The organism is Streptomyces sparsogenes (assembly GCF_001704635.1).
GTDB classification, from domain to species: Bacteria; Actinomycetota; Actinomycetes; order Streptomycetales; family Streptomycetaceae; genus Streptomyces; species Streptomyces sparsogenes.
The window spans coordinates 14,270-30,871 of sequence record NZ_MAXF01000071.1; the positions used below are offsets into that span (position 1 = coordinate 14,270).

18 protein-coding genes and 2 pseudogenes are annotated in these 16,602 nt (G+C 73.7%); 8 read left to right on the top strand and 12 right to left on the bottom strand.

Annotated features, from left to right (window positions below):
* Positions 1–241 precede the first annotated feature (241 nt).
* Positions 242–943 carry a DUF4232 domain-containing protein gene (locus BBH68_RS14195; protein WP_065962324.1) on the top strand — a complete coding sequence of 234 codons (702 nt, stop codon included), beginning with the start codon at positions 242–244 and terminating at the stop codon, positions 941–943.
* A gap of 46 nt (positions 944–989) precedes the next feature.
* A complete protein-coding gene (locus tag BBH68_RS14200) occupies positions 990–1,736 on the top strand; it encodes an FG-GAP repeat domain-containing protein (RefSeq protein WP_065962325.1) in 747 nt (248 codons plus the stop codon).
* Between the two features lie 108 nt (positions 1,737–1,844).
* On the opposite strand, the gene BBH68_RS42750 is transcribed toward BBH68_RS14200, so the two are convergent.
* Positions 1,845–2,039, bottom strand: coding sequence for a hypothetical protein (locus tag BBH68_RS42750; protein ID WP_211301792.1), 195 nt, complete (start codon positions 2,037–2,039; stop codon positions 1,845–1,847).
* Between the two features lie 579 nt (positions 2,040–2,618).
* Between BBH68_RS42750 and BBH68_RS14210 the strand changes: the two genes are divergently transcribed.
* Together BBH68_RS14210 and BBH68_RS14215 are read left to right on the top strand one after the other, a co-directional pair.
* Entirely contained in the window at positions 2,619–3,323 is a 705-nt protein-coding gene (locus tag BBH68_RS14210) for a glycoside hydrolase family 11 protein (RefSeq protein ID WP_065962329.1), read from the top strand.
* A 77-nt stretch (positions 3,324–3,400) separates the two neighbouring features.
* Positions 3,401–3,862 carry an MSMEG_6728 family protein gene (locus BBH68_RS14215; RefSeq protein ID WP_065962332.1) on the top strand — a complete coding sequence of 154 codons (462 nt, stop codon included), beginning with the start codon at positions 3,401–3,403 and terminating at the stop codon, positions 3,860–3,862.
* A gap of 28 nt (positions 3,863–3,890) precedes the next feature.
* Here the strand turns inward: BBH68_RS14215 and BBH68_RS40715 are convergent, their stop codons facing one another.
* The 5 genes from BBH68_RS40715 to BBH68_RS14240 all read right to left on the bottom strand — a co-directional run bounded on the left by BBH68_RS40715 (position 3,891) and on the right by BBH68_RS14240 (position 7,362).
* Positions 3,891–4,430, bottom strand: coding sequence for a hypothetical protein (locus BBH68_RS40715; RefSeq protein ID WP_065962333.1), 540 nt, complete (start codon positions 4,428–4,430; stop codon positions 3,891–3,893).
* A complete protein-coding gene (locus BBH68_RS14225) occupies positions 4,414–4,905 on the bottom strand; it encodes an RNA polymerase sigma factor (protein WP_065962337.1) in 492 nt (163 codons plus the stop codon). The genes BBH68_RS40715 and BBH68_RS14225 overlap by 17 nt, the downstream gene beginning before the upstream one ends.
* Positions 4,906–5,015: 110 nt before the next feature.
* Complete coding sequence (locus tag BBH68_RS14230) at positions 5,016–5,630, bottom strand: class F sortase (protein ID WP_065962340.1); 615 nt, start codon at positions 5,628–5,630, stop codon at positions 5,016–5,018.
* Positions 5,627–6,127: a hypothetical protein gene (locus tag BBH68_RS14235; protein WP_065962342.1), complete on the bottom strand. Its 501-nt coding sequence runs from the start codon at positions 6,125–6,127 to the stop codon at positions 5,627–5,629. Before BBH68_RS14235 ends, BBH68_RS14230 begins: the two co-directional genes overlap by 4 nt.
* A 191-nt stretch (positions 6,128–6,318) precedes the next feature.
* Positions 6,319–7,362 carry an FAD-dependent oxidoreductase gene (locus tag BBH68_RS14240; RefSeq protein ID WP_065962347.1) on the bottom strand — a complete coding sequence of 348 codons (1,044 nt, stop codon included), beginning with the start codon at positions 7,360–7,362 and terminating at the stop codon, positions 6,319–6,321.
* Positions 7,363–7,477: 115 nt separating this feature from the next.
* Here BBH68_RS14240 and BBH68_RS14245 point away from each other — a divergent pair, with 115 nt between their 5' ends.
* A complete protein-coding gene (locus BBH68_RS14245) occupies positions 7,478–8,176 on the top strand; it encodes a TetR/AcrR family transcriptional regulator (RefSeq protein WP_079150985.1) in 699 nt (232 codons plus the stop codon).
* Here BBH68_RS14245 and BBH68_RS14250 read toward each other — a convergent pair.
* A complete protein-coding gene (locus tag BBH68_RS14250; protein ID WP_245738057.1) occupies positions 8,173–8,391 on the bottom strand; it encodes a hypothetical protein in 219 nt (72 codons plus the stop codon). The genes BBH68_RS14245 and BBH68_RS14250 overlap by 4 nt on opposite strands.
* A gap of 48 nt (positions 8,392–8,439) precedes the next feature.
* On the bottom strand, positions 8,440–9,909 hold the full coding sequence (locus tag BBH68_RS14255; RefSeq protein WP_079150982.1) for an MFS transporter: 1,470 nt from the start codon (positions 9,907–9,909) through the stop codon (positions 8,440–8,442).
* A 111-nt stretch (positions 9,910–10,020) separates the two neighbouring features.
* On the opposite strand from BBH68_RS14255, the gene BBH68_RS14260 reads away from it, so the two are divergent.
* Positions 10,021–10,908: a LysR family transcriptional regulator gene (locus tag BBH68_RS14260; protein WP_065962354.1), complete on the top strand. Its 888-nt coding sequence runs from the start codon at positions 10,021–10,023 to the stop codon at positions 10,906–10,908.
* Between the two features lie 183 nt (positions 10,909–11,091).
* Positions 11,092–13,347 (top strand): protein kinase domain-containing protein, encoded by a 2,256-nt coding sequence (locus BBH68_RS14265; RefSeq protein WP_065962356.1) that lies wholly within the window; start codon positions 11,092–11,094, stop codon positions 13,345–13,347.
* 13 nt (positions 13,348–13,360) lie between these two features.
* Here the strand turns inward: BBH68_RS14265 and BBH68_RS14270 are convergent.
* A pseudogene (locus tag BBH68_RS14270) lies at positions 13,361–13,666 on the bottom strand (SDR family NAD(P)-dependent oxidoreductase); the annotation flags it as partial.
* Here BBH68_RS14270 and BBH68_RS14275 point away from each other — a divergent pair.
* Positions 13,661–14,143 (top strand): annotated as a pseudogene (locus tag BBH68_RS14275) (MmyB family transcriptional regulator); the annotation flags it as partial. The pseudogenes BBH68_RS14270 and BBH68_RS14275 overlap by 6 nt on opposite strands.
* Here BBH68_RS14275 and BBH68_RS14280 read toward each other — a convergent pair.
* The 3 genes from BBH68_RS14280 to BBH68_RS14290 all read right to left on the bottom strand — a co-directional run.
* A complete protein-coding gene (locus BBH68_RS14280) occupies positions 14,118–14,906 on the bottom strand; it encodes a sulfite exporter TauE/SafE family protein (protein ID WP_065962357.1) in 789 nt (262 codons plus the stop codon). The pseudogene BBH68_RS14275 and the gene BBH68_RS14280 sit on opposite strands and share 26 nt — an antisense overlap.
* 201 nt (positions 14,907–15,107) lie before the next feature.
* Positions 15,108–16,115 carry a hemolysin family protein gene (locus tag BBH68_RS14285; RefSeq protein WP_065962361.1) on the bottom strand — a complete coding sequence of 336 codons (1,008 nt, stop codon included), beginning with the start codon at positions 16,113–16,115 and terminating at the stop codon, positions 15,108–15,110.
* Positions 16,112–16,602, bottom strand: a 491-nt coding sequence (locus BBH68_RS14290) for a transporter associated domain-containing protein (RefSeq protein ID WP_281182481.1), incomplete at its 5' end; no start/stop codon positions are given. The genes BBH68_RS14285 and BBH68_RS14290, both read right to left, overlap by 4 nt.

Sequence of the window (16,602 nt, forward strand, 5' to 3'; positions counted from 1 at the left end):
GTCGGCAACGTTTCTGCCGTCTTCCATCCGCCGAGGGGGCTTTGCCACGCAGGGTTGTTCACGCTGGTCGTTCGGGGGCGCCACGGCGCTCGTACTGCCTGTCGGCAGCCGGTTGTGAGCGCGGCAGCGCTTCGTTAGTGGCGCGTTAAGGAAACGGTAGTCGGCACCGGCAAGATGAGTACCACACCGAGCGCAACGCCACCGGGCGCGCTGCTCCGCTGATGACGAAGAAGGTCTTCCCATGCTTATCACCCGCCGCCGTGCCCGTACGTTCGCCGGTGCTGGTCTGTTGGTGACTGCCGCGATGCTTGCCACCGCTTGTCAGTCCTCGGCCAACGCGAGTGCGCCGTCCGGTGAATCGTCTGTCTCCGCCAAGTCCGAGGCCGGGGCAGGGAACGAGGCCTCGGCTGTGGGCGGCAAGGACACCGCCACTGAGGCTTCGGCCAAGTCCTCGCAGGCGAAGGGGAAGGGGACCCAGGATGGTGTCGGCTCCGGCGCCGAGACCGGCAGTGGGGGGCGGGGCAAGGTCGGGCAGCAGTGTGGGGCCAACGATATTTCCTGGAGCACCAGGGCGGAGTCGCAGGCCGGTGGGTACATCCTGATCATCGCGAAGGCCAAGCCGGGGATCACGTGTGTGCTGCCCGCCGAGCTGCCCACGGTGGCCTTCGGGTCGGACGGTACGGAGGCGGGGCCCGCGGAGCAGGCGGTGGGGCAGGCGATCACGCTGCGCAAGGGGGTTACCGCCTATGCCGGGGTGAACCCGAAGACCACCAACGAAAACGGTGGCAAGGAACTGGACAGCATCATCGTCGGCATCGGTGTTGACGACCCCAACCCGGTCTCCCTGCGGGTCGGCACCATCACCGTCGACAAGCCCATCGTCACCAACTGGCACACCTCCGCGGCGGATGCCGTCCCCTTCGGCGGCGGAACGGACCAGTAAAGGCGAGCGGCTGATCTCTCTCAGCCACGACGTTAGGAGTTCGTAGATGCTTCGCAAACGCTCACGTCTGATCGCCGCGCCGATCGCGGCTGTCGCCCTGACCCTGACGGTCGCGGGTTACCAGGCCAGTGCGGCCGGGTCGTCGTCCTTGGGTGGCGCGGGAGGGTCCGGCAAGGGCGCCGGGACGGCGCGGGCGTGTCTGGCGGACGCCACGACGCTGGTCGGCGATCTCGACGGTGACGGGCGTCCCGACAAGATCACGAATCCTGGGCACACCGGAACCAAGATGACGATCCAGTGGGGGACCGCGGACGGGTCGTTCGGCGCGAAGCACTCCGTCAGGAAGCTTCTCGGCGCGAAGACGGGAGAGGTCGCGTCCGCCGCGGTCGCCGACTTCCAGAACGACGGCAGCCTGGACATGGTCGTCAACATCGTCGAGCCGTCCGGTGGGGACGATCCCTCGACGGCGCGCGTGGCGGAATACCGCCCCGGCCCGCTCTCGCGGTCGAACCTGGGCTCCGTGGTCGCCCGGCACTCCGACATCGGCGACCACGGCGAGGTCAAGCAGCTACGGATCGCCAACTACGGCGGCGACGCGTACCCGGACCTCGCGATCCTGAACAACTCCGGTGACGGGCAGCTGGATCGGGACGTGCGGCTGTCGACGCGGCGCAGCGGACCGGGGGACTTCGACTACGCGCTGAAGGTGAAGTACGGCGAGTTCGGTTCCATGGGCGAGCCGCCGGCCATGCCCAGCGACGGATGGAAGCGGTTCTACAAGCCCTGCTCCTGACCACGATCGGGCGCCGCCGGTCCTCCGGGGACCGGCGGCGCCCGGCGTCGGGTCGGCTGAGGGTGCGGCGCGGGTGCCGTCCTCGGCCCGGTGGCGAGTGCGTCCTGGCTACCGGGACGCGCGTGACGCCGCCCCCGCGGAGTCGATGTCCAGGTCGATCACGACCTCGTCCCCCTCCCAGCGGCCACGCTCCGAGATGGCGAGGCCTATCAGCGCCGGCTCCGCGGCCTGGTCCCGCAGCGCGTACTGCTCATGGGTCTCCTCGCCGGGGCCGTCCAGCTCGTCGCGGCCCCAGGCTTCCACCGCCGCCTTGCTACGGCCCTGGGGAGTCGCACAGTGATCCGGCCGGCCTGGGCGGCGACATGCTTCCCGATCGCTGCCAGCACCTTGGAGTCTTCCCGATACCTGACGTACCGCCCTTGATCCGCCACAGGGTCGAGGCTACTCAGGGCGGCTGTGTCTGTCTCAGCTGATTCCCCCGCCGGAATGTCTCCGGAAGTTTTCGGAGACAATCGTCTTGATCTTTGGTTCTGGGGTCGGATCCTCACTGGTGATTCTGGAAAGGATCATTCCTCAGAAGGTTTGAGCAGGCCTTTTTTGCTTTCGCGGGATGTGAGTTGTGGATCGGCTTACCGGAATCCTTGCGGAAACTGTTGACACCCGCTGGAGCCGGACCAACACTGTCCGCATCGCCAGCCACTGCTGTCGAGCCGGGTCACCTCGCGTGGCCCGGTCCTCCGGTCGTCGGGCGCATGTGACGACCGGCTGAGCCCCGCCGCGTTGCACGACGCCGACGCGCGGTCGGCTCGCCTTGGTCATCGGCAGGTTCGTCGGGTCGTACCACGCTGCCTGGCCTCCTGCCTGCCTTCACAAGGAGGAAGCATGTACGAGGACAACGCCACCGACCTCTCGCTCAGCCGCAGGAAGTTCCTCGGGCGCGCGGGTGCCCTGGCGGCGGTCACGACGGGGGTGGTCACATCGGGGGTGATGCTGCCGGGTGCCGCGTACGCCGACACGACCATCACCACGAATCAGACCGGGACGAACAACGGCTTCTACTACTCGTTCTGGACGGATGGCGGTGGGTCGGTATCCATGACGCTCGCGGCCGGCGGGAGTTACCGGACCTCGTGGACCAACTGCGGGAACTTCGTCTGCGGTAAGGGCTGGAGCAACGGCGGGCGCAGGAGCGTGAATTACTCGGGGAGCTTCAATCCCTCCGGCAACGGGTATTTGGCGCTCTACGGGTGGACCTCGAATCCGCTCGTGGAGTACTACATCGTCGACAACTGGGGCACGTGGAGGCCCACGGGGGCGTACAAGGGCACCGTCACCAGCGACGGCGGCACGTACGACATGTACCAGACGACGCGCTACAACGCGCCGTCCGTCGAGGGCGTTCGGACGTTCAACCAGTACTGGAGTGTCCGGCAGTCGAAGAAGACCGGCGGGACCATCACCACCGGGAACCATTTCGACGCGTGGGCCCGTTCCGGAATGCCTCTCGGGAGTTTCAAGTACTACATGATCCTGGCCACCGAGGGCTATCAGAGCAGCGGGAATTCGAGTCTGACGGTGAGCGGATGAGGGTTGCGTGAGGCCCAGGCCGCCCGGCGGCCGCGGCGGGCTGGGCCTCACGCACACCCCGGGGAAGAATGGTGCATATGCAGACATTCTTGCCGTACCCCGACTTCGGTGAGACGGCCCGGGTGCTGGACGTCCGCCGGCTGGGGAAGCAGCGGGTGGAGGCGCTGCAGGTGCTGCGCGGGTTGACCCGGCCCGGGTACGGGTGGCGGAGGCATCCGGCGGTGCGGATGTGGGCCGGGTACGAGGAGGCCCTGGTGCGGTACGGGCTGGAGGTGTGCCGGCAGTGGTGTGTGAGCGGCCGCGCGGACACGTGCGCCGCCACCCTGCGCGCGGACCTGCGGACGGCCACCGGGGTCGCCGAGCCACGTGGCCAGGAGGTCCTGGCCGAGGTGGGCGAGGTGCCGCCGTGGCTGGGGGATCCGGCGTTCCACCGCAGCCACCAGTCGGCGCTGGTGCGGAAGGATCCCGGCCACTACGCCCGGTGTTTCCCCGGCGTACCGGACGATCTCCCGTATGTGTGGCCCGGCTCGGACCGGTGACGGTGACGGAGGCGGGGACGGGGAAGCGCTAGCGCTGGGTGGCGCGCTGAGGGGTGGGGAGGGTGGCGGTCTGGCGCGTCGTGGGTTCGGTGGCCGGGGGGCGGGCCGGGGTGGCCGACGGCTCTTGGGGGCGGGTGGCTCGCTTGGTCGGGGTGGAGGCGTCCTCGGGGGGCCGGCGGCCGGTGCGGCCGCCGGTGCTGGGGGTTGGAGTGCCGGGCTCGGCGGTGGGCCGGGGGTCGGTGGGGGCGAGGGTGCGGCGGTCCGGGGAGGGTGTGGGGGTGGCGGGCGCGGTGGGGCCGCTGGTGGCGGGCGGGGCGAGGGGGACGCTCGGGGTCGCCGGGGATTCGGGGGACGTCAGGTGGAGGGGCAGCGCGATGAGGGCCGCGACGGCGCAGGACAGGCCGACTCCGGCCACCGCGGCGCGGAGCAGGCGGCGGCGGGTGGCGGCGCGGCGGATCGCCTCGTAGCGGCCGGGGGGCGGGCCGAGGTGGTCGGCGGGGGGCCGCAGGATCACCGCGAGGGGGTCGTCGGGCGGGAACTCCGGGCCGTCGTCAAAGCGTGTGGTCAAGGCTTCTCCTCAGCTGGGCGCGGAGCAGTTCCCGGGCGGCGTGGAGGTCGGCCTTGACGGTTCCTTCCCTGCGCCCGGTCAGCTCGGACACCTCCCGGATCGGCATGTCAGCGTAGTAGTGCAGCAGGATCGGGACACGCAGTCGTTCCGGCAGCGACTGCACGAGCAGGCGTACCGAGGGGTCGGCCTGTTCGGTGTGGGGGCGGACGGCGGCTTCGGCGGTGGCGCGGTGCACGGCTTTGCGCTCGCGCTCCAGCTTGCGCCAGTGGTCCCGGACGAGGTTGGCCGCGGTGACGTAGACGAAGCCGCGCGGCTCCTCCACGGACGTCCAGCGGGCCCAGAGCCGGGTGAACGCCTCGGAGGCGATCTCGTGGGCCGTCTCGTCGTCGTCGACGAGCCGGCGGCACCAGCCGGCGAGGCGCGGGTACAGGGCGGCGAACAGCTCGGACGCCGCCCGGTCACGGGACCGTTTCAACGCTCTCCATGGTCGTGAGGACAGTCGTGGGGCGGGGTGGTGCGCGGCGAAGTCGTGAGGACAGTCGTGGGGGATCCCGGGCCGGGGTGTACGGGCCCTCGGCCCGGGATTCAGGCGGTCGTGGCGGTCAGCTCCGCGAAGACGATCACGTTGTCGAGGTAGCCGTCGCCCGTACGGGGGCCGCCGCAGGTGATGAGCCGCAGCTCCGGGCGGTCCACGTCGCCGTAGACGTCCTCCGTCGGGAAGTCCGCCTTGGCGACCGTCCGTACGGCGCTGACGGTGAACACCGCGGCCGTGCCGTTCTCCAGGCGCGCCTCGATCTTCTCGCCCCGCCGCAGCCGCGCGAGGTGACGGAAGACCCCGTCGCCGTACGCGCCGACCGTGACATGGCCGAGGATGACCGACGGGCCGACCTGACCGGGTGTCGGCGAGTGCCGGTACCAGCCCGCCCGGTCGTGCGCGGTGACCGGGGGCACCCGCACACTGCCGTCCGGCGCCAACCCCAGCCGCAGGACCGGGGTGTCGACCCCGATGGCCGGGATCCGCAGCCTGACCGGGACGGAACGCCCGAGGGCGCGCACCGGCTTCGCGGAGGCATGCGAAGGCGGTGGCGTACGCCCGGGGCGCGCGGTCGTGGCTTGCTGCGCCCGAGGGCCGCCGCCGCAGCCCACGAGCAGCGAGGCCGTCGCCGTGAGGGCGAAGGCGCGCCTGGAGAGCGGGGTCATGCCCCGGTCGCCCGCCGGCGGCGTACGACGAAGACCGCCGCGCCGCCCATGGCGAGCGCCGCGGCGGCGCCCCCGCCGATCAGCAGCCCGTCCTGGGTGCCGGACGGCGCGGAGTCCGTCGCCACGCCGGTGTCGGGCGCGCCCTCGGGCACGACCGGGACCTGCTTGCGCGCCCGCTGATCGGCCGGTGCCTCGCTGGGGGCCGGGGTGGCCCGCTGCTTGGCCGGTGCCTCGCTGGGAACGGGGGTGGCCCGCTCGTCCGTCGGCGCCTTGCTGGGGGCGGGGGTGGCCCGCCCGTCGGAGGGTGCCTTGCTGGGAGCCGGGGTGGCCCGCCCGTCGGCGGGCTCGGTGCCGGGGATGGGGGCGGCGGTGGCCGGGGCCTGGGAGGCCGGACGGTCCGCGGGGGCCTTGGCGGGCCCGTCGGCGAACGCGGTCCCGGTGCTCGCCAGTACGGCGGTGCACGCGAGGGCCAGGGCGCTGAGGACAGTTCGGCGCATCGAATCGCTCTCTTTCGTCGGTCCGCCCGGAACGCGGCGGGCTGAGTGACGGTCGAGCGGAGAGACGACGCGGCGGCGGGGCGGGTTGTAAAGAGATGGCAAAGTCGCCGCAGGGGCTCCGGCCCGCGAGGCCGGCCGAAGGGATGGACCGGTCGGACCGCGAGGCCACCCGTCCCTCACGCGGGTCTCGATCAGCTCGGCACCATGCGGACCAGGGCGTTACGCAGGCGGGTGTGTTCGGTGGTCATGAAGCGGTGCAGGCTCCGGGACCCGAAAGCGACCCGCTGGGCGCTGCGGCGGCGTTCCGAGTCGTAGGCGCGCAGAGAGGCCGGCAGGCCGGCCGGGCCGTGTTCGGCGACGGCCCGGGCCAGGGCCTCCGCGTCGAGGATCGCCGTGCACGCGCCCTGGCCCAGGTTGGGTGTCATGGCGTGCGCCGCATCGCCGACCAGCGCGACCTTTCCGCCGTGGGTGAAGGCGGGCAGGGCGGGGAACAGATGCCGCATCTCGTACCGGATCCAGGTGGCGGGGTCGGTCTCGGCGAGGATCCGCGGGACGGGGTCGTGCCAGCCCTCGAAGAAGCCGCGCAGTTCGTCGGCGGTCGTCGCCTCCGGCACGGTGGCGTACCAGTTGGTGCGGCCCGGTTCGACCGGGGTCATGCCGAAGAACCGGCCCCGGCCCCAGGTCTCGCCATGGATGCCGCTGTCGAAGTCCGCGATGCCGATCCAGGCGACGGTCCCGACGTGCCGCGGGCCGCTGCGCGCTCCGAAGCGCGCGGTACGCACGGCGCTGTGGATTCCGTCGGCGCCGACGACCAGGTCGTGGTCGGCCGCCAGTGCCTCGACGTCGGAGACCGTCCGCCCGAGTTCGATGGGTACGTCGCGGAAGGCTTCCAGCTCGGCCACCAGGGCATCAATCAGGTACGGCCGGGAGACCAGCAGTTCGGGGCGGCCGGCCTTGCGCTCGATGCGTTCCAACGGGAGGTTCGCCATGACCTTCCCCCGTGGGGTGCGGATCCGTGCGCCCCGGTAGGGAACCGCCCGCCTGGCGACCGCCTCGCCCACTCCCAGGCGGTCCAGGGCGGCCTGCGCGGTGGGGTGGATGCCGAACGCGGTGCCGTACCGCTCCAGCGCCGTCCGCCGCTCGAGGATCGACACCGCCCATCCCGCCCGGCGCAGCCCGATCGCCGTCGCCAGCCCGCCGACTCCCGCGCCCACCACGACCGCTGTCCCGGTCACGCCGCCTCCCGCCCTGTCGCGCCACCCAGCTACCACCACAACTGTGGTACCACGGGTGGGGTAGTGTGGCACAGCGAGAACCCCACAGCAAGAACCCCACAGGAGGAGGGCCGGGGTGAATACGGACCGGCGGGACCGGCTGCGGGACGCGGCCATCGAGGTGCTGGCCGACGCGGGGGGACGCGGCCTGACCCACCGAGCCGTCGACGCCGCCGCGAAGGTGCCGCCCGGCACCACCAAGAACTACTTCCCGACCAGGGACGCCCTGCTGCGCGCGGTGGCCGAGCGCTGCCTGGAGCAGTACCGCGAGATCACGGCCCGACTGGCCGCCGCCGGAACCGGGCCCGGCCCGGGGCCCGGCCCCACCGGCCGTGAGGGCTTGGTGGCCATGTTGCGGGCGCTCCTGGAGAACGTCGCCGGGCCCGGGCGCCCCCGCCTGCTCGCCTATGTGGAACTACAGGCCGAGGCGGCTCGCAAACCCTGGCTGTCGGCCATCCTCGACCCGATCGCCGCCTCCGACTTCGCGGGGTTCGAACGGGCCCAGCGGGCCGCCGGACTGCCCGTGACGCCGCAGCGGGCCGCCGTCGCCACCCTCGCCCTGCACGCCGCGATCCCGCATCTGCTGGCAGGCGGCTCCGACACGCTGACCGCCGCCGGCCTGGACGACCCCGACCGCTTCGTCCGCGGCCTCCTCGATGCGGTCTACCCGGAGAACGCCGACGGATCCGACCCGATCGCCGACGGATCCGGCCCGATCGCCAATGGCTCCGACCCGACGACCCGACGGTCACACGATCGGGCGGACACGTCCTAGTCGGACATCGGGTCCGGGGCGTCCTCCCGGGTGGCGGGGAAGATCAGCCGCGCGGAGAGCGTGAACAGGCCCAGGCACCCCAGCACCAGACCGTGGCGCAGCCACCTGATGCCGCCCTCCCAGTCGCTGGGAGCGCCGAAGGCCAGCCAGACTACGGTGGCCAGGGCGACCACCAGGGTCACCACACCGGCCACGCGGCTCAATACGGGGCTCATGCGCTCACTATCGTCAGGGGGCCTCCGGATTCGCAACCGAAATCCCCCTCACCCCCTGGCAGTTCGGCCGAACCAGACGCCCGTGGCCGCGCAGGCGGCGGCCGCGATGAGGAAGGCCCAGGACGCACCGCCCGTCCGGTCGGCCATGAGCGGCGCGCCCATCGTGGCGACGCCCAGGCTCGCGCCCGCCTGCCGGGCGGCGTTGAGGAGCCCGCCGGCCGCGCCGGCCGCGCTCTGCGGGGCGGCCCCGACCACGGCGGTGACCAGGGCGGGGAGGGCGAAGGAGACGCCGAGGCCGGTCAGGAGGAGGCCCACGGCCAGCCGGCCGTAGGGGGCTTCGGCGCCGCCGGCCAGGGCGAGGGTCGCGGTGCCGGCGGCGAGGAGGACCAGGCCGCCGAGCACGGGGCGGCGCGGGCCGACCTTGGCGACGATGCGGCCGGTCAGCGGCGGGTTCAGGGCGAACGGCAGGGTGAGGGGGAGGAAGGCGAGTCCGGTGGCCACCGGCCCCATGCCGTGGGCCTGGAGCAGCAGCGGGAGGACGAAGAGGGTTCCGGTGAGGGTGAAGTTGACCGCGGCGCCCGCCGCGAGGCCCGCGCGGACGGCCCCGGAGCGCACCAGGTCCCGGTGGAACACGGGGGCCGGGCTGCGGCGTTCGAGTACGGCCAAGACGGCTGCCGCCGCGGCGGCGCCGGCCAGGGCGGCGGCGGTGTGACCCCAGGCCCGCGCGCCGGCCGCGATGAAGCCGTCCGTGGCCAGCGCCAGGCATACGCAGGCGGTGAGCTGGGCCGGCCAGTCCAGGCGGCGGTCGCCGCGCGGACAGCGCAGCCGCCGGGTCGCGGTCAGGGCGAGGACCACGGCGCCGAGGGGGACGTTGACGAGGAAGACCGCGCGCCAGCCCGCGACCCCCACCAGCGCCCCGCCCGCGAGGGGGCCCGCGGCGACGGCCGCACCGCTGATCGCCGCCCACGTCGCGACGGCCCGGGCGCGCCGGCCCGGGTCCGGGTAGAGGCGGCCGATCAGCGCCAGCGACGAGGGCACGCAGGCCGCCGCCGCGGCCCCCAGGGCCATCCGTACGGCGACCAGCGCGCCGACGGTCGGGGCCAGCGCGCACAGCGCGGAGCCCGCAGCGAACAGGGCGATACCGGCCCGGAAGAGCCGGTGGGCGCCGAGCCGGTCGGACAGCGCCCCGGCGGACAGCAGCAGGGCGGCGAAGACGACGGTGTAGCCGGTGGTGGCCCACTGAAGGCCGGCTACGGAGGTGTGCAGCGAGCCCGCGAGGTCGGGCTCGGCGACGGACAGCACGGTGGTGTCCAGCAGCACCATGAAGTACCCGAGCGAGATGCCCAGCAGGGCCGGCCGGGTGGGGTGGGCCGGGTGGCGGGGCGCGGCGGCCGTGGTGACGGGCGTGGCTGGGGTTGGGGCGACGGGCGTGGCTGGGGGTGGGGCTGGGGGTGGGACTGGGGCTGTGGGCGGGGCTGTGGCTGGGGCCGGTTGGGGGGTGGGGTTGTCGGGTGTCATGTTCGGCACTGTGCGGCCAAGGGCCGCGCGGCTCCACCGGGCCGGACGTACACTCCGTTCGGAAATTCCGCACGCCCGGCGCGGCGGACGTCACAAGGGAGCGGAACAGCGGTGGAGCTGCGGCAACTGCGGACGTTCGAAGCCGTGTTGCGGCACGGGACGGTCACCGAGGCGGCCAACGCCCTCGGGCTCGCGCCGTCCTCGGTCTCCGCGCGGATACGGGAGCTGGAGAAGGCGGTGGGCGTCGCCCTGTTCGACCGTACGGCGAACGGGATGCGCGCCACGCCCGCCGGGGAGCGGATGGCACCCTGGGCGCGGCGTCTGCTGGAACAGGCCGAGCAGGCGGTCAGGGAGGTCGGCGGAGGCCGCCGCGCCCTGCGGCTCGGGGCACTGGAGACCATCGCCGCCACCTGCGTACCGGCCGTGCTCGAGCGGCTCGCGCGGCGCCATCCCGGCCTCGCCGTCGACGTACGGGTCGCCGCCGACCGCGGGCTGCTCCTCGACGAGGTCCTGACCGGGGGGCTCACCGCCGCCCTGCTGCTGGACCTCGGCACCGCGCTCGGCGGCCTGGGCTTCCCCGTGCCGCCGGCGCCGCTGACCTGCCTGGACGTGGACACCGTCCCGCTGGACCTGGTCGCCGCGCCCGGCCACCGGCTGGCCGGGGGCCGACCCCTGCGCCCCGCCGACCTCCAGGGGGAGAAGCTCCTGGTCAACGTGGCGCAGTGCTCCTTCCGGATGGCCGCCGACCAGCTGCTCGGACCCGAGGTCGAGCGGGTCGACGCCGGTGGGGTCGCGGTGATGCGCGCCTGGGCGGAGCAGGGGCTCGGCATCGCGCTGCTGCCCCGGTTCGCCGTGGCCGAGGCGGTGCGGGCCGGCCGCCTCGCCCGGCTCGGCCTGCCCACCCGCGACCTCCGGCTGCGGCTGGTGTGGAGCGCCCCGGCCGAAGAGGTGCCCGAGGTCCGCGAGTTGCTGTACGCGGCCAGCGCGCTGCCCCGCTGATGGGAAAGAGGACTGCCGCTTCTGCACCGCTGGAGGACGGGTGGACGGGCGGCGATACGCGACACCATCGGGGCCCATCCGGCCGTACGGGGCCGCCGAGCCTAACCTAGTGCCCAAGCAGAGCCGTTCGGGCAGCGGAAAGCAGCGGACAAAGCGGCGCAAAAAGGGGAATGAGGATGAGTGATGCCGCTGAGCAGCGGGGATCCTGAAGCCATAGGCGGCTACGCCCTGGTCGACCGACTCGGCGCGGGGGGCATGGGCGTCGTCTACCTCGGGCGCTCGGCCTCGGGGCGGTATGTCGCGGTCAAGCTCGTGCACGAGCAGTACGCGCGGGACGAGGAGTTCCGGACGCGCTTCCGGCAGGAGGTCGCGGCGGCGCGCAAGGTGAGCGGGGCGTTCACCGCGCCCGTGGTGGACGCCGATCCGGACGCCGACCGGCCCTGGATGGCCACGCTGTACGTGCCCGGGAGCACCCTGGCCGAAGTCGTGCGCAAGGGAGGCCCGCTGGACGGGTCGGCGCTGCGGACGCTGGGGCTGGGGCTGGTCGAGGCGCTGCGCGACATCCACCAGGTCGGCGTGGTGCACCGGGACCTGAAGCCCTCCAACATCCTGATGGCCGAGGACGGGCCGCGCGTCATCGACTTCGGCATCTCCCGCGCCGCCGACAACCAGACGCTCACCGTCACCGTCGGGAGGGTGCTGGGCACCCCGCCCTTCATGTCGCCGGAGCAGCTGCGCACCCCCCGGGAGGTCACCGCCGCCTCCGACGTGTTCTCGCTGGGGTCGCTGCTGGTGTACGCGGCCAGGGGGACGGGGCCGTTCGACTCCGACAGCCCGTATGTGACCGGCTACCAGGTGATGTACGAGCGGCCGACGCTGGCCGGGGTCCCGGAGCCGCTCGTGGAGATCGCCGAGCGCTGTCTGGACAAGGACCCGGCCAAGCGGCCGGAACTGGCCGAGCTGCACCGTATGCTCCGCGCGCTGCCGGACTTTCCGGCCGCGAAGCCCACGGCCAACGTCCCCTCCTCGGTCAACGTCCCGTCGGCCGGCGCGCCCTCGGCCAACGCGCCCGCCGCCGGCGCCTCCTCGGCCGGCACCCACGCGGCCGACGCGCCCTCCTCGGCCACCGGCCCCGGCCCCGGTCCCGGGAGCGGGCGCCGGCGGCGCGCACGGCTGATCCTCACCGCGGTCGGCGCGACCCTCGCCGTCGCCGGGCTGACCGTCGCGGCGATGGTGTTCGCGGCGGATCGGAAGGCGCCGCCCGGCAGCGCCACCGCGTCCGAGCGCCCCGCGGCGCTGCCCGCGGGCTGGCGACCCTGGCGGGCGGACCTGAGCGTGGCCACCCCCGGCCCCCCTCTGACGTACGGCCAGTCCGGCTGTGCGCCCGGAGCCACCGCGGTGTACTGCGGCGGCGACGGGTTCACCGTCGCCAAGGTGGACGCCGCCACCGGCCGGATCCGGTGGCGGTGGGGCACCGCTCCCCAGAAGGCGCGGCCGATCGGGGTGCGGGACGGGGTCGTCTACGTCTTCCAGGAGTCGGACCAGGCGGGCCGCCGGCTGGTGGTGGCGCTGGACGCCGCCACCAGGGAGCGGCGGTGGGAGCGGGAGGCCAGCCCCTCCGCGTCGGTGGCGCTGTTCTCCGGCGGGCTGCTGACGCTGTCTCCCCAGCAGAACGAGCTCATCGCCTACGACGCGTCGGGCGAGCCGCTGTGGCGGTCGCCGGCGCGCGCGGGGAGCTTCTGCGAGCCCACGGTGCTGGGCGGCGCCCCGTACGCCCTCTGCGCGCCCATCGACCACAACGGGCTGGCCACCGAGGGCCCGTACACCCTGCTGCGGCTCGACCCCGCCGACGGCGCGCAGAGCGAGCTGGCGACCCTCCCCCGCAAGACGCTGGCGCTGGGCGCCGTCCGCGGGCAGCCGCTCTTCCTCGTGCCGCAGACCGCGAAGGAGGTGTACGACTCGGGGTACGTGCGGCCGTACAACGCCCTGGTCCGGGTGGATCCGCGCACCGGCGAGACCAAGCGGACCGCGCTGTCCCACACCATGCGCGGCTCGGCCACCCTGCTGAACGGCGTCGTCTACTTCGTCGAGGGCAACGGCACCGTCAGCGCCGTGTCCGCGGACAGCGGCAAGCGGCTGTGGCAGCGGGCGACGGACACGGAGAACCTGTCCGCGCCGGTGGCGTCGGCGAAGTACGGGCGGCTGTACTTCTGCAACCGCTTCGGCCGGCTGCTGGCCCTGGACACCCGGACCGGGAAGGAGGCGTGGCACACCGCCGCGCTGAACGACATCGGGAGCGCGTCGTCGGACAACCCGCCGAGCGTGTCGCTCGTCAAGGACGCGATCGTGGCAACGGCCGGGAGCACGGCGTTCTCCGTGCGCCCGGACCGGCCCACGGCCCCCGCCTCGGCCCGGACGTCCCCGTCCGGCGCGGGGTGAGCCGCCGCCCGGCTCAGGCCAGCATGCCGCCGTCGACCCTGAGGACCGTGCCGGTCACATAGGACGCGCGGTCGCTGAGCAGCCAGGCCGCGGCCTGGGCGATCTCGTCGGGGTCGGCGGCGCGGCGCAGCGGGGTGTCGGCGTTGAGGCGCTCGATGACGCCGGGGGACTCCGCCTCCCAGTCGTGCAGCATCTCGGTGAGCGTGGTGCCGGGCGCGATGGCGTTGACGCGGATGCCTTCGGGGCCGTACGTGACGGCGGCCGACAGGGTGAGGCTGTCGACCGCCCGCTTCGTGGCGCCGTACGCGGGCAGGAGGTCCTCGCCTGGAACGCGCTGGCCACCGCCCTCATGGAGGACTTCTCCGCCCTCCCGCGCCGCGACCGCAATCTGATCCGGCGGGCCTTCCTGGGGCCGCTCCCGCACGGGCGGCGGCTGTACGGCCTGTCGGATGCCGACGCCGACGAGTTCGCCCGGACGTCGGCCCGGGGGCTGCGCGCCGTCGCGGCCCGCTACCCCGACGACCCGGAGGTGGTGGAGCTGGTGCGGGAACTGCGCGAGGGGAGCGAGGAGTTCGCCCGGCTGTGGGACTCGCACGACGTGTGCCCGCGGCCGACCCTGTGCAAGACCTTCCACCACCCGCTCGTCGGCGCGATCGGCGTCAACTGCGATGTGCTGGACATCACCGACCGGGACCAGCAGGTGATCATCTACACGGCCGCGCCCGGCACGCCGTCCGAGGAGGCGCTGCGGCTGCTGTCGGCCGTCGCGGTCACGTCCCCTGGTGCCACAGGCTGACCGCGAGGCCGAGACCGGCCAGGGCGATGGCGATCCGCAGCGGGGTCTCGGGCAGCCGCCGTACGATCAGCGGCCCCACCCAGCTGCCCGCGAAGGCGCCGAGGCCGAGCGCCACGGCGGCGCCCCAGTGCACCGGCGCGACGAGGACGTAGGCGACCGCGGCGGTCACGTTCGCCGCGCCGGTGGCGATGTTCTTGACGGCGTTGGTGACCGGGAGCGGCTCACCGGCGGACGCGGACAGCGAGAGCACCGCCAGCATGAGCACGCCGGATGCCGCGCCGAAGTAGCCGCCGTACAGGCCGACCAGCAGCACCGCGCAGGCCATGGGGAGGGTGAGGCGGGCGGTGTGACCGGGACCGGCGGCGGTGTCGCGCCGCGGCCGGGAGGCCACCAGGCGGCGCAGCGGGTCGCGGACCAGGATCAGCACCGAGCCGAGCGCGATGAGCCACGGCACGACGGCCTCGAAGGCGGAGGACGGGGTGCCGAGCAGCAGCGCGGCCCCGACCGCGCCGCCGAGCGCGGCGACGGCCGCGAGCCGCAGCAGGCGGGCGCGCTGGCCGCGCAGTTCGGTGCGGGATCCGGCCGCGGTGCCCACCGTGTTGGAGAACAGCGCGACCGTGTTCGTCACATTGGCGGCGACCGGCGGCAGCCCGGCGGCGAGCAGCGCGGGGTAGCTGAACAGCGAGGCCAGTCCGGCGATCGAGCCGGCGAGCCCCGAGGCTACGCCGGCCGACACCAGCAGCGCCGAGGACCCGATGCCCATGGATGCCCCCTCCTGCCGGTGCCTGCCCTTGCCTGCCGGTGCCTGCCCTTGCCTGCCCGGGTCTGCCGGTGCCTGCCGGTGCCTGCCTGGGACTGCCGGTGGCTGCCGGTGCCCGCCTGTGTCGGTGTGCCGTCGGCTCATCCTCCAGACTGACTGTCTCGTATGCAAGACAGTGTCCACATACTTAGACGTGACCCCTGCCTAGACGCCTATCAGCTCGTCCAAGACGTCCGTCATGGTCACGAAGCCGAGCACGGCACCTCCGTCGCCGGTCACCACCGCCAGGTGGGTGCCCGCGCCGCGCATCGCGGTGAGGGTGTCGTCCAGCGGGGTGTCCGCGCGGACGCGGGTGACGGGGTGCAGGGCGGTGCGCGGGAAGGGCTTGTCCCGGTCGGCCGCCCCGAGGGTGTCCTTGATGTGGAGGTAGCCCAGGACCGCCCCGGCCGGGCCGGTGACCGGCAGGCGGGAGTAGCCGGAGGCGGCCGCGGCGCGCTCCAGCTGGTCGGGGGTGACCTGGGAGCCGACGGTGACCATGTCGTCCAGCGGGACGAGGATGTCGCCGACCCGGCGGGTGCCCAGCTCCAGGGCGTCGCGCAGCCGCTCGCCGCCGGAGGGGTCCAGCAGGCCCGCGTCGCTGGAGTCCCGGACCAGACGGATCAGCTCGTCGTCGGTGAAGACCGACTCGACCTCGTCCTTGGGCTCGACCTTCAGCAGCCGCAGGATCGCGTTGGCGAAGGCGTTGATGCCGAAGACGACAGGGCGCAGGGCGCGGGTGAGGGCCACCAGGGGCGGGCCGAGGAGCAGCGCGGTGCGCTCGGGCGCGGCGAGGGCGATGTTCTTGGGCACCATCTCGCCGATGAGCATGTGCAGATAGGTGGCCGCGGCGAGGGCCAGGACGAAGGCGATCGGGTGCACCAGGGCGTCCGGGACGCGCACCGCGTCGAAGGCGGGCTCCAGCAGGTGGGCGATGGCCGGCTCGGCGACCGCGCCCAGGACCAGGGAGGAGACGGTGATGCCCAGCTGGGCGGTGGCCATCAGGGCGGACAGGTGCTCCAGCGCCCACAGGGTGGCGCGGGCCCGCCGCTCCCCCGTCCGCGCCCGGGGCTCGATCTGGCTGCGGCGCACCGAGATCAGGGCGAACTCGGCGCCGACGAAGAAGGCGTTGGTGAGCAGGGTGAAGGCGCCGATGGCCAGCTGCAGGACGGTCATCGGGCCTCCTCCTGAGGCGTCGCGGGCTTCGCGGCCGCTGCGGGACTACCGGACGTCGCGGGCTTCGCGGCCGCCGCGGGTGTCGCGGACTTCGCGGGCGCCGCGGGCTCCGTGGGCTTCGCGGGGGCGGTGAGGGTGACGCGGTCGGCGCGGTGGTGGTCGACGTCGAGCACGGTCAGCTCCCAGCCGTCGAGGTGGACGGTGTCGCCTTCGGCGGGGATGCGCGCCAGGCGGGTGGCGAGCAGCCCGGCCAGGGTCTCGTACGGGCCGTCGGGCGCGGCGAGGCCGATGCCGGCGAGCTGGTCGAGGCGGACGCCGCCGTCGGCCTCCCAGACGGCGCGGCCGTCGTCGGCGGGCGGAGCGGGCAGCAGGTCGGGGGGGTCGAGCGGGTCGTGTTCGTCGCGGACCTCGCCGATGACCTCCTCGACGACGTCCTCGACGGTGACCACCCCGGCGGTGCCGCCGTACTCGTCGATGACCACACCAC

Excerpts from the sequence above, each read along its gene's own strand:
- BBH68_RS14195 (WP_065962324.1), top strand. The coding sequence starts at position 242 with ATGCTTATCACCCGCCGCCGTGCCCGTACGTTCGCCGGTGCTGGTCTG.
- BBH68_RS14200 (WP_065962325.1), top strand. The coding sequence starts at position 990 with ATGCTTCGCAAACGCTCACGTCTGATCGCCGCGCCGATCGCGGCTGTC.
- BBH68_RS14210 (WP_065962329.1), top strand. The coding sequence starts at position 2,619 with ATGTACGAGGACAACGCCACCGACCTCTCGCTCAGCCGCAGGAAGTTC.
- BBH68_RS14215 (WP_065962332.1), top strand. The coding sequence starts at position 3,401 with ATGCAGACATTCTTGCCGTACCCCGACTTCGGTGAGACGGCCCGGGTG.
- BBH68_RS14230 (WP_065962340.1), bottom strand. The coding sequence starts at position 5,630 with ATGACCCCGCTCTCCAGGCGCGCCTTCGCCCTCACGGCGACGGCCTCG.
- BBH68_RS14235 (WP_065962342.1), bottom strand. The coding sequence starts at position 6,127 with ATGCGCCGAACTGTCCTCAGCGCCCTGGCCCTCGCGTGCACCGCCGTA.
- BBH68_RS14250 (WP_245738057.1), bottom strand. The coding sequence starts at position 8,391 with ATGAGCCCCGTATTGAGCCGCGTGGCCGGTGTGGTGACCCTGGTGGTC.
- BBH68_RS14255 (WP_079150982.1), bottom strand. The coding sequence starts at position 9,909 with ATGACACCCGACAACCCCACCCCCCAACCGGCCCCAGCCACAGCCCCG.
- BBH68_RS14265 (WP_065962356.1), top strand. The coding sequence starts at position 11,092 with ATGCCGCTGAGCAGCGGGGATCCTGAAGCCATAGGCGGCTACGCCCTG.
- BBH68_RS14280 (WP_065962357.1), bottom strand. The coding sequence starts at position 14,906 with ATGGGCATCGGGTCCTCGGCGCTGCTGGTGTCGGCCGGCGTAGCCTCG.
- BBH68_RS14285 (WP_065962361.1), bottom strand. The coding sequence starts at position 16,115 with ATGACCGTCCTGCAGCTGGCCATCGGCGCCTTCACCCTGCTCACCAAC.